This is a genomic window from Vibrio cincinnatiensis (assembly GCF_022113815.1).
GTDB lineage: Bacteria > Pseudomonadota > Gammaproteobacteria > Enterobacterales > Vibrionaceae > Vibrio > Vibrio cincinnatiensis_A.
This window is the reverse complement of the sequence record NZ_SGOM01000014.1, coordinates 58466-70134: the sequence shown is the minus strand read 5'-3', so window position 1 is coordinate 70134 and position 11669 is coordinate 58466. Positions and strand designations below refer to the sequence as shown.

Annotated in this window: 7 protein-coding genes; 2 read left to right on the top strand and 5 right to left on the bottom strand. The window is 45.1% G+C overall.

The genetic code is table 11. The annotated features are described in order from the left end of the window. Positions 1 to 263: 263 nt before the first annotated feature. The 4 genes from fre to trxA form a co-directional block, all read right to left on the bottom strand. Positions 264 to 977 carry an NAD(P)H-flavin reductase gene (fre, locus tag EXA13_RS14905; protein ID WP_238133858.1) on the bottom strand — a complete coding sequence of 238 codons (714 nt, stop codon included), beginning with the start codon at positions 975 to 977 and terminating at the stop codon, positions 264 to 266. Between the two features lie 264 nt (positions 978 to 1241). Further along, positions 1242 to 3095, bottom strand: coding sequence for a 4-hydroxy-3-polyprenylbenzoate decarboxylase (ubiD, locus tag EXA13_RS14900; protein WP_238133857.1), 1854 nt, complete (start codon positions 3093 to 3095; stop codon positions 1242 to 1244). Positions 3096 to 3420: 325 nt separating this feature from the next. Then, on the bottom strand, positions 3421 to 4680 hold the full coding sequence (gene rho / locus EXA13_RS14895; protein WP_238133859.1) for a transcription termination factor Rho: 1260 nt from the start codon (positions 4678 to 4680) through the stop codon (positions 3421 to 3423). A gap of 189 nt (positions 4681 to 4869) precedes the next feature. Further along, positions 4870 to 5196 (bottom strand): thioredoxin TrxA, encoded by a 327-nt coding sequence (trxA, locus tag EXA13_RS14890; protein WP_238133856.1) that lies wholly within the window; start codon positions 5194 to 5196, stop codon positions 4870 to 4872. 112 nt (positions 5197 to 5308) lie between these two features. Between trxA and rhlB the strand changes: the two genes are divergently transcribed. Both rhlB and gppA read left to right on the top strand, forming a co-directional pair. Further along, complete coding sequence (gene rhlB / locus EXA13_RS14885; RefSeq protein ID WP_238133855.1) at positions 5309 to 6607, top strand: ATP-dependent RNA helicase RhlB; 1299 nt, start codon at positions 5309 to 5311, stop codon at positions 6605 to 6607. 7 nt (positions 6608 to 6614) lie between these two features. After that, positions 6615 to 8108 carry a guanosine-5'-triphosphate,3'-diphosphate diphosphatase gene (gene gppA, locus EXA13_RS14880; RefSeq protein ID WP_238133854.1) on the top strand — a complete coding sequence of 498 codons (1494 nt, stop codon included), beginning with the start codon at positions 6615 to 6617 and terminating at the stop codon, positions 8106 to 8108. A 32-nt stretch (positions 8109 to 8140) separates the two neighbouring features. On the opposite strand, the gene EXA13_RS14875 is transcribed toward gppA, so the two are convergent. Then, positions 8141 to 11575, bottom strand: a complete 3435-nt coding sequence (locus EXA13_RS14875; RefSeq protein ID WP_238133853.1) for a hybrid sensor histidine kinase/response regulator — start codon at positions 11573 to 11575, stop codon at positions 8141 to 8143. Positions 11576 to 11669: the final 94 nt, after the last annotated feature.

The window sequence follows — 11669 nt, the reverse complement described above, 5'->3', positions numbered from 1 at the left end:
AGCTTCGAAGCGGAGGTGCATTCTAGCGAGATAACTGAGCGTGTCAAACACTTTTTCAATTTTCTTTTTTTAGAAGCTTTTCCTCGCCTAACACTGCTTGAAGCCTTGTGGCATCTGCCGTGTCAGTGAGGGCGCATTATAGGGAGGAAAATAAATGGTGCAAGGGATTTTTTGATAAAACTTCAAAAAAGTACACTTTCGATCAAATAACAACCAGAATTATATAAAATAGGCTTTTTTATAACTCTGGTTGGGTGTTGATTTTAAATAAAGGCATAAGCGTCAGCAAACATCTGATCACGAATGGCATGTTTGTACTGAGTAAATTGCTCTCTCGCAGCACCAGCCATATCGAAGCGACCAGCAATATAGATATCAAAATCGGCTAATGATTCAAAATCTTGATCAATGGCTTGTAAAACATTACCTACTTTTCCTTGCCAATTTGAGTTTGCCTGTTCAACAACAGGGACAAAGTGGATATTTTTATATTTCCCAGCAAGTGTTTCTAGCTCAGTTTTTGCGTACAATTGGCCTTCATCACGAGCTCCCCAATACACATAAATTGGTATCGTTTTATTTTGAGCCACACAGTAATCCAAGATGGACCGCACATAACTAAACCCAGTTCCCCCCGCGATAAGCAACAATGGATGAGAGCTTTCTTCTTGGAACCCAGCCTCCCCATGCGGTGCATCAATCATAATCCCCCCCCCTTGCTCTAAGGCTAATTGCATAGCCTGAACCACTTCTTGTGCATAAACATTATGGTCGGCAGCACCGATATGCAGCTCTAACTCCCCCATATGTCGACACGGGCTGCTTGCGATAGAAAATGGACGTTTATCTTTTTCGCCCATCACAACCATTAAATACTGCCCGGCTTTGAAAGAAATGGGATGCTCAGGATGAAGCAATATTTGATAAGTATGGCTGGCTAAGGGCTGAATCGATTTGACTTTACATTCAATAATCATGGACTTCCTTCTTATTCCATAAAATAAGTATTCACTGGCTTTAAGAGAAGAGGGATAGGGTAGCCACTTTTTAACATGCTCTTTCTCCGAGAACATGGGCTCTTATGTTCCCTCCTCCTCCTCTTCGTTTCGACAAAGACAGGCACTCATATACCACTGAGATTGTTGTGTTGAATGAAATCTACGGGTTGAGCACCGCATTCAACACAACGACCCAGACCGAATCAGCAACTGTACTATGACTTAACATAAAGATAGTCTCAGTTACATAATGCCTAACTTACCCCACATTTGATCAATTTTCTCGACCAATTTAGGATCTTTCTTGATTGGTGTCCCCCAATCTCGCGTGACTTCACCTTGGAATTTATTGGTCGCATCAAAGCCAAGCATCGATGAAGCCATCGCCTCTTGAGAAACTTGCAAGATATCTCTGGCAGGATCCATACGTGTGCTTATCGCCCAGATAACGTCATTCCAATCTCGGACATTGACATCTTCATCGCAAAGAATCACAAACTTACTCGTAGAGAACTGAGATAAAAACTGCCAGACGGCGTCTAAAATTTGCTTTGACTCTCCCACCTGCGTTTTATTCATCGACACAATCGCTAATTGTTGGTTAGTGCTTGGCGGTAAATAGATATCTAACACTTGAGGATACTGACTTTTAAAGTTACGGATATCCCCCTCTGTCACTTCGTTAAACATCGTCGTAGTTTTATCTATCTCAACTTGCGTTTCAGCAGGCCATTTGACCGTGGCGTCCATCCCCATCTTTGAACCTAGCCCAGCGACTGGGGAAGCAAAATCCAAAGAATCGATCGGGGTATTTTCTACCAATAATGAATCTCGAACAGGATCCATATGCTCACACAGAGCTTGAGTGACCGATGCCCAATCACGAGCGTTGACACTTTCATCACAAACAATCACAAATTTTGTGTACATGAATTGACGTAAAAAAGACCAAACCCCCATCATGACTCGCTTGGCATGACCTGGATATTGCTTTTTCATTGTCACCACTGCCACACGGTAGGAACACCCTTCTGGAGGAAGATAAAAATCTGTAATTTCAGGAAACTGTTTTTGTAAGATAGGAACAAATACTTCGTTCAGCGCCACCCCAAGAACGGCAGGCTCATCAGGTGGTCGACCAGTATAAGTACTATGGTAGATAGGTTGCTCGCGCATCGTGATATGAGTCACCGTCAATACATGGTGGCGTTCAACTTCATTATAGTAGCCGGTATGATCGCCATAAGGCCCTTCGTCTGCAAATTCTGTAGGATCGATATATCCTTCCAATACAATTTCCGCACTGGCAGGCACTTCCAAATCATTACTGATAGACTTCACCACTTCGGTTTTGCTGCCACGCAGTAACCCGGCAAATGCGTATTCCGATAACGTGTCCGGTACCGGAGTAACCGCCCCCAGAATGGTAGCTGGATCTGCGCCAAATGCCACGGATACAGGGAAAGGTTCACCCGGGTGAGCTTCCATCCAGTCACGAAAATCTAATGCGCCCCCACGATGAGCGAGCCAACGCATGATAATTTTATTTTTGCTGATTTTTTGCTGACGGTAGATGCCTAAGTTCTGGCGCTTCTTATTAGGGCCACGAGTAATGGTTAGCCCCCAAGTGAAGAGCGGAGCCACATCATCAGACCAACAACTCATCACCGGAATCTTATCGAGATCAACCTCATCACCTTGCCAGACGACTTGTTGGCAAGCAGCCTTACGTAAACGTTTGACAGGCATATTTAATACTTGTCGAAAAACAGGCAGTTTTTCTAATGCATCTTTAAAACCACGTGGAGGTTCAGGCTCTTTCAGATAGGCCAAGAGTTTACCAACCTCTCGTAAATCCTGAACCTGTGCCCTTCCCATTCCCATAGCAACACGTTCAGGTGTCCCAAACAAATTAGTTAAGACAGGAATATCATGCCCGATAGGATGTTCAAATAATAATGCTGGCCCTCCTGCACGCAAGGTTCGATCACTGATTTCCGTCATTTCATAATGAGGATCAACCGGGTGGGTAATGCGCTTTAACTGACCATGCTGCTCAAGATAGTCAAGAAAATTACGTAAATCCTTAAAATTCATAGGCTTTATTGTCGTTATTCATACTGCGAATAGTATAACAAAAAGCAAGAACCTTAGACTGACCTTTTCCTAGAATTATTGAGCAAACTGTCGTTATTAACTCGCATCTGTACGATTAGTGATTCTGAACGTGCTGCTTCAAAACTAGGTTCGATCCCCATCATTGATGAGGTAAAGGTCTACTCAAATGTTGCACACACCACCGGTTATGGAGGTTAGGTAAGTTATTGCTGAGCACAATGAGCCTTCTCTTTATTTCTCCATTGCTCAGATAAATAAAAAGCGCCACGATCAATCGTGACGCTTTTTGTATTAAGAATGAGGTTTATTGACGGCGCATCGCATCAAAAAACTCATCGTTTGTTTTGGTCATTGCCAACTTATCGATGAGGAACTCCATGGCATCCGTCTCACCCATTGGGTGAACGATCTTACGCAGAATCCACATTTTTTGCAGTTCATCAGGTTTAGTCAATAACTCTTCACGACGAGTACCCGAACGATTAAAGTCAATCGCTGGGAAAACACGTTTTTCAGCAATCTTGCGGTTAAGATGCAGTTCCATGTTGCCGGTACCTTTGAACTCTTCATAGATAACTTCATCCATTTTAGAGCCAGTATCAACCAATGCCGTTGCGATGATCGTTAAACTCCCCCCTTCCTCTACATTACGGGCGGCACCAAAGAAACGTTTAGGACGATGCAAAGCGTTCGCATCCACACCACCAGTCAACACTTTACCGGATGAAGGAACAACCGTGTTATAAGCACGGGCCAAACGGGTAATCGAATCCAACAAGATGACGACATCTTTTTTGTGTTCAACTAAACGTTTCGCTTTTTCAATAACCATATCAGCCACTTGAACGTGACGTGACGCTGGTTCATCAAAGGTAGAAGCAACCACTTCGCCTTTCACCAAACGTTGCATTTCGGTCACTTCTTCTGGGCGTTCATCGATCAACAGTACCATCAGCACACATTCCGGGTGATTATTGGCAATACTTTGTGCGATGTTCTGTAGCAACATGGTTTTACCCGCTTTTGGCGGAGCGACAATCAAGCCACGCTGCCCTTTACCAATGGGGGCAGCTAGGTCAAGAACACGAGCAGTAATGTCTTCTGTTGAACCATTACCACGTTCCATCACCATACGTTCATTAGCATGTAAAGGCGTTAAGTTTTCAAAAAGAATTTTATTGCGGGCGTTATCAGGCTTGTCGTCGTTAACCGTGTTCACTTTAAGCAGAGCAAAGTAACGTTCACCTTCTTTAGGCGGACGGATTTTCCCAGCGATTGAGTCACCCGTTCGCAAGTTGAAGCGGCGAATTTGGCTTGGTGACACGTAGATGTCGTCAGGGCCAGCTAAATATGAGCTGTCTGCACTGCGTAAGAAACCAAAACCGTCTTGAAGGATTTCCAAGACCCCGTCGCCAAAAATGTCTTCACCGCCTTTAGCATGAGCTTTAAGGATAGCGAAGATGATGTCTTGCTTGCGTAGACGCGCGAGGTTTTCAAGGCCTAGGCTCTCACCAAGTTTCACAAGATCAGACACAGGTCTGTTCTTCAGTTCTGTTAGATTCATTGTGGTGGATACTTGTTTAGTCAAAATAGGATCTATTTTCTAGTTAAGATGGATTTGGTCTCAGGATTGACCAAGAAGTGAACACTTGTTTAATTAACGTGCGATAAACTAGCACTAAATAAAAGACTAGTCTAGAAAATGTTTTTTGCAAAATAAAACCGCACGTCATGTGCGGTTTTATAAATTGCGCTATACGTTTGCGTCTAAAAACTCTTTTAGTTGAGTTTTTGATAACGCACCGACTTTTGTCGCCGCCACACTACCATCTTTAAATAAAAGTAATGTAGGGATGCCGCGGATACCAAATTTCGGTGGTGTTCCCGCATTGTGGTCGATATTTAATTTACCGATAGTGAGCTTGCCTTCGTATTCCTCTGCGATTTCATCAAGAATTGGCGCGATCATTTTGCAAGGACCACACCATTCTGCCCAAAAATCGACCAGAACAGGGCCTGCAGCTTTGATCACATCGTTCTCAAAACTTTCATCAGAAAGCTGCAAAATTTTATCACTCATCTTCCACTCCAATGTGTTTTTTCTGAACTGGTTGCATACTAACCAGTAAATAGATGCTCTATTGGAATGTATTTACTTCCGTATTGCAAGTGTAAGCTGATATTCTATAGCGATGAAAAAGACACATATCACAGAGCAAAAGTTCGCCGACTTCGGGTTACACCCGCAAGTTGTTGAAGGATTGGATAAAAAAGGGTTTGAATTTTGTACCCCTATCCAAGCCTTGGCGTTGCCGGTCCTGCTCACCGGCCAAGACATTGCAGGCCAGGCCCAAACGGGTACTGGTAAAACCCTTGCGTTTCTTACTGCGACTTTTAACCATTTGCTGACGACTCCAGAAGTTGAAGGACGTAAACCGTCTCAGCCGCGAGCTATCATCATGGCTCCCACTCGTGAGTTAGCGATTCAAATTTACAATGATGCTGAATCACTGATTGCCACTACAGGCATCAAAGCGGGCCTTGCCTACGGGGGCGAAAGTTATGATAAGCAGCTCACAAAATTACAAGAAGGTGTCGATGTCCTGATTGGTACTACAGGGCGCATCATCGATTTCTATAAACAAAAAGTATTTAACCTTAACCATATTCAGGCGGTTGTGCTCGATGAAGCGGATCGTATGTTTGATCTTGGTTTTATCAAAGACATCCGTTTCTTGTTCCGTCGTATGCCTGAGCCGAAAGATCGCCTCAACATGCTCTTTTCTGCCACGCTCTCCTATCGTGTCCAAGAATTGGCTTTTGAACATATGCACAACCCACAACACGTGGTTGTAGAAGCGACACAAAAGACCGGTCATCGCATTAAAGAAGAATTGTTCTACCCATCCAATGAACACAAGCTGGCGTTACTGCAAACACTTATTGAAGAAGAGTGGCCAGATAAAGCGATCATTTTTGCGAATACTAAACATCGCTGCGAGCAGGTGTGGGGGGCATTAGCCGCCGATGGCCATCGCGTTGGCTTACTCACCGGGGATGTTCCACAGAAAAAACGTGAACGTATCCTTGAACAATTTACTAAAGGCGAATTAGACATTCTTGTCGCAACCGATGTTGCAGCACGAGGATTACACATTCCCCTTGTAACTCACGTCTTTAACTATGATCTTCCCGACGATAGTGAAGATTATGTACACCGTATTGGCCGTACCGGTCGAGCGGGTGAAAGTGGTAACTCCATCAGCTTTGCATGTGAAGAATATGCCGTTAACCTCCCTGCGATTGAAGAATACATTGAACACAGTATTCCTATGTCTGAGTACGACGCTACTGCCCTGTTGACGGACTTACCAAAGCCATTAACGCTGCGCTCTTCACAACAACGTCGTACCAATACCGCAGGTTCACGTTCAGGGAATAGAAAACCTCAACGTCGTCCTCGCGCTCCGCGTCAGAAAAAGGATTCGTAATTAACTGATGAGTCAAAGCACTTCTTCACCGCTGTATGCGGCTATCGATCTCGGATCAAACAGCTTTCATATGTTGGTTGTGCGCCATATTGATGGCAGCGTACAAACCATGGCAAAAATCAAACGTAAAGTACGTTTAGCCGCCGGTTTGGACGAACACAATGTACTCAGCCAAGAAGCCATGCAACGCGGCTGGGATTGCCTGAGTCTATTTGCTGAACGGCTACAAGACATTCCTGCACCACATATTCGTATTGTCGGTACGGCAACGTTACGTACCGCAACCAATGCAGAACAGTTCTTAGTCAAGGCGAATACCATTTTAGGTTATCCAATCGAAGTAATTTCTGGTGAAGAAGAAGCGGCAACAATATACAAAGGCGTCGCACATACCTCTGGCGGGATGGGCCGTCGCTTGGTGGTTGATATTGGTGGTGCCAGCACTGAATTGATTATCGGTGAAGGGTTTGAAGCTAAAGCACTGACCAGTTTAAAAATGGGCTGTGTCACTTGGTTAGAGCGCCATTTTAAAGATAGGCAACTGACAGCGATGAACTTTGAGCATGCCATTCAAGCGGCCAAACAAATGATGGCTCCAATCTTAGCATCATACCGTCAATTAGGTTGGAATGTATGTGTCGGCGCTAGCGGCACGGTACAAGCTCTACAAGAAATCATGCTGGCTCAAGGCATGGATGAAGTCATTACGTTAGCTAAACTCAAGCGTTTGCAGAAACAAGCCATGCTAGCTGATCATCTTGAAGAACTTGAAATAGAAGGGTTAACCCTTGAACGTGCTTTAGTCTTCCCCAGTGGTTTGTCTATTTTAATTGCTATTTTTGAGTCATTAGACATAGAAGCAATGACGCTGGCTGGCGGTGCCTTACGTGAAGGACTTGTCTACGAAATGGTAGAGGATCTGCGCCAAGATGATATTCGAGCAAGAACCATTACCAGTGTGCAAAGCCGCTATCAAATTGATCAGCATTATGCAGAGCAAGTTGCTTCACTGGCGAGCCGTCTTTACCAACAATGTGGTTCTGACCAATGGATTCCAGAACCTCAAGCCGAGATCTTGCTGCGTTCTGCCGCTCAGCTACACGAAATTGGCCTGTCGATTGATTTCAAAAAAGGTGGCGAACATAGCGCTTATCTATTGAAGAATTTAGACTTGCCCGGCTATACACGCGCTCAAAAATACTATTTAGCGGAGTTAACCCGTCGCTATCGAGATACGCTTTCTTCGCTGCCCGAGCAACACGCGCTGTCGACCACCAGTGGGAAACGTGTCTTACGTTTATTGCGTCTTGCTGTTTTGTTAAGCCATCGACGAAACCCTGCTTTAGAGCCTGAATTTACCTTATGTGCGGATGAAGAGAAGCTCACGCTGACACTCAACGGACAATGGTTACTCGACAACCCGCTCACTCATGCAGAACTTGATCTGGAAGCAAACCGACAAACAGACATTGGCTGGCCTCTCATTCTTGTAACGAAATAGACTTCACGCCCTTGCCTTACCAAGGGCTTTTTTTACCCTAATTGATTAAGTAAAGCCCGTAGTTTCAGTGGCTTAACTGGTTTGGCTATAAAACTAAACCCATTAGATTCAATGCCTTCCAAAATATCAGGATTACGATCCGCACTGATAATGACACCAAGAAAGCCATCGCCTAATCTCAAACGGCATTGCTGTAACACTTCTAACCCCGTTCGACCATGATCTAAGCGATAATCTGACAAAATCAAATCAGGAACCCATTGATTTTCAAGAGCTTTCAAACTAGATAATAGATCCGTGGAGGTTTTTACCTCACACCCCCACCGCTCAAGAAGATCCCGCATCCCAGTCAAAATATCGACCTCATTATCCACACACAAAACCCGTAAATAACTCAGCTCAGAGACGGGGCTAACCACCAGCGAAGAAGGGGCCACCCGCTCCGCTCCGCTCGCCCGCGCTAAGGTGATGGAAAAGACACTTCCTTGCCCTGGCCAAGAACGCATGGAAATTTCATGTCCCAACGCTTGGGCTATCCCTTTCGATATCGCCAATCCCAACCCTAACCCTTGATCCGAGCGAACTTGTCCGCCACGATTGAATTCTTCAAAAATTTCTTGCTGTTTATCTTCTTCTATCCCGATCCCATTGTCCCAAACATCAATACGTACTTTTCCTTGCCAGCGCCTCACGCCGAGTACTACTCTGCCTTTTGGCGTATAGCGAAATGCATTCGTTAAAAAATTCTGTACGACTCGACGCAACAATTTGGGGTCGGAACGAACATAAAGTGATGACGGCACCATATGAAATTGAATATTTTGCTGCTTCGCTAACGCACTAAATTCTGCATCCAAATTCGTTAATACATCCTTAATCGCTAAACTTTGCTGATGAATGTCTAATTTTCCCGATTCCAAACGAGAAATATCCAATAAATCACCAATCAAATCTTCAGCAGCACTTAATGCACTTTCAATATGATGAGCAAGCCGCTTAGACTCTTCTTCCTTAGCCACCTCAGACAAAGACGAGGCAAAAAGACGCGCTGCATTCAAAGGCTGCATGAGATCATGACTAACTGCGGCTAAAAAACGAGATTTAGATTGAGACTCTCGTTCGGATCGTTGCGTTGCTAACACCAATTGTTTATTGAGTTTTTCTAGCTCACGCGTTCGTTCCAATACTCGCTCTTCCAAGTGCTCATTGGCTTCTTGTAAGCTACGTTCTGCATTACGAAACACCGTAATATCGGTAAAGCTCATCACAAACCCGCCTCCAGGCATGGGGTTGCCTTGCACTTCAATCACCCGACCGTCGGGGCGCATCCGTGATGAGGTATGTCGTGAACCTTGCTCTAAATAGTAAACTCGCTTACGGACATGTTCTTCCGGATCGCCCGGGCCACACAACCCTTTTTGCGCATTATGGCGAATAATATCAGCAATAGGCCGCCCCACTTGGATAAGCCCGGCAGGGAAATCAAACAGTTCTAAATAGCGCTGATTCCATGCCACTAACCTCAGTTGCTTATCAACTACCGCAATTCCCTGCCCAATATGCTCAATCGCACCTTGCAATAACCCACGGCTAAAGTCATACAGCTCGGAGGCTTCATCCACAATGGTCGCGACCTCTTCAAGCTGCATTTTCCGACCTTGCAGGGCTGATGTGAGAACGAGTTTTGCTGACGAAGCACCAAAAACCCCCGCCAGTACGCGTTCGGTATGACGAATCAACCCCGAAGGCGCTTGTTGGTTTGGCATCAATGTCTCTTGCTGCTGATACCAATATTGCCCAAACGCACTTCGCACTCTTGGACGCCCCACAAAACGTGAGGCCAACATCTCTAATTCTGCAACCGTCACTCGGCTTTGATACAAGCTCATGTTTTCATTTTCAGGCAACGGCGTACCAATAAAGGAAGCCGATTGCAAACGCTCACTCAAACTAGAGCGAGTGAAAAGAGAAACCACCACATAGCAAAGTGCATTTAGGCTGACACTGAGCAACATTCCCCAATCGACTCGTCCCATACCTAAATCGATGAATGCCTGAGGCGGAGTAATTATCCAGAGCAAGAGATTACTGTCGGCATCGCCTGCTAACATCTGCGTCGCACTCATCAAAGTGACCAGCCACAACATAAATCCTACCGCTAGGCCGACATAAACCCCTTTGCGATTCCCTTCCCGCCAATACATACCTCCCAGCAAGGCTGGAGCAAATTGAGTGATAGCAGAAAAAGAGAGAAAGCCGATGGCAGAGAGTGAGGGAATCGTATCTAGCGCGAGATAAAAACCCCATGCTCCCATCAACAGTAACAGGATCAAAGTGCGTCGAATAATGACCAACAAACCCGAGAAATGACGATGATTTCGATGCGTTAACCGCATCCGGCGCAGTAACAACGGCATCACCAAATCGTTGGACACCATAATGGCCAGAGCAATGGTTGAAACGATTACCATGCCAGAAGCCGCTGATGTTCCCCCTAAAAAAGCCAGTAACGCAATTTGCTCTGCTCCAACCTGCATAGGAATGCTCAAAACCAATGTATCTGCCGAGGCATTCGGCAGCAACGTTTGTCCAACCCAAGCAATCGGCAGAATAAACACTCCCATCAATAAAAGGTAGAGGGGAAACAACCATCGGGCGGTATGCAGATCTTGTGCTCGTTCATTTTCCACAATCATGGTATGAAACTGTCGAGGCAAACAGACAATCGCCAGCATCGCGAGTATGGTATGAACAAATAATGTTGGCCAGTTTGGGGGTTGATAGGTTTGTTGAGCGCGAGTTAGGAGATCTATTTCTTGATTTCCAAAAGCCAGAAATACAATAAACAGCCCGACCACTAAAAATGCGACCAGTTTTACAATCGACTCAAAGGCAATGGCCATCATCATGCCACGGTGATGCTCTGTATTGTCAATGTGACGCGTACCAAACAGCATGGTAAATAGCGCCAAAGCCAACACAACAAACCAAGAAACGTGGTTGTCTTGATAACCGAATTCAGCATACAAATCAGGAGCAACCATATGAAGCCCCATGGTGATCCCACGCAGTTGCAGCGCGATATAAGGTAAAATCCCAGCCACCGCGATCAAGGTAACCGCCACGGCTAAACCTTGCGATTTTCCATAGCGAGCTCCGATAAAATCAGCGATGGAGGTAATGTGCTCTCGTTTTGCGATTAAAATCAAGCGAGCTAACATTCGCCAACCAAACAAAAAAACCAGCATGGGCGCTATATAAATCGGTAGAAAGGACCAAGGGTTCTCACTCGCTTGCCCTACAGTGCCGTAGAACGTCCAAGAGGTACAATAAACCGCAATTGATAAGCTATAAATCCAAGGCCGCCACTTAGCCAACCACTGGGTCTGTCTATCGCCATACCAGGCGATCAAAAACAGCACGCCTAAATAAACCAGCGAAACGGGAATCACTAACCATCCTTGCATTCTTTATCCTTAAGATTGCGGCTACGGCAATAAAAAAGCCTCTCGGCAATGAGAGGCTTTATTTAACAAAGGATCAACAGACAACTCAATCAGA

Excerpts from the sequence above, each read along its gene's own strand:
- fre (WP_238133858.1), bottom strand. The coding sequence starts at position 977 with ATGATTATTGAATGTAAAGTCAAATCGATTCAGCCCTTAGCCAGCCAT.
- ubiD (WP_238133857.1), bottom strand. The coding sequence starts at position 3,095 with ATGAATTTTAAGGATTTACGTAATTTTCTTGACTATCTTGAGCAGCAT.
- rho (WP_238133859.1), bottom strand. The coding sequence starts at position 4,680 with ATGAATCTAACAGAACTGAAGAACAGACCTGTGTCTGATCTTGTGAAA.
- trxA (WP_238133856.1), bottom strand. The coding sequence starts at position 5,196 with ATGAGTGATAAAATTTTGCAGCTTTCTGATGAAAGTTTTGAGAACGAT.
- rhlB (WP_238133855.1), top strand. The coding sequence starts at position 5,309 with ATGAAAAAGACACATATCACAGAGCAAAAGTTCGCCGACTTCGGGTTA.
- gppA (WP_238133854.1), top strand. The coding sequence starts at position 6,615 with ATGAGTCAAAGCACTTCTTCACCGCTGTATGCGGCTATCGATCTCGGA.
- EXA13_RS14875 (WP_238133853.1), bottom strand. The coding sequence starts at position 11,575 with ATGCAAGGATGGTTAGTGATTCCCGTTTCGCTGGTTTATTTAGGCGTG.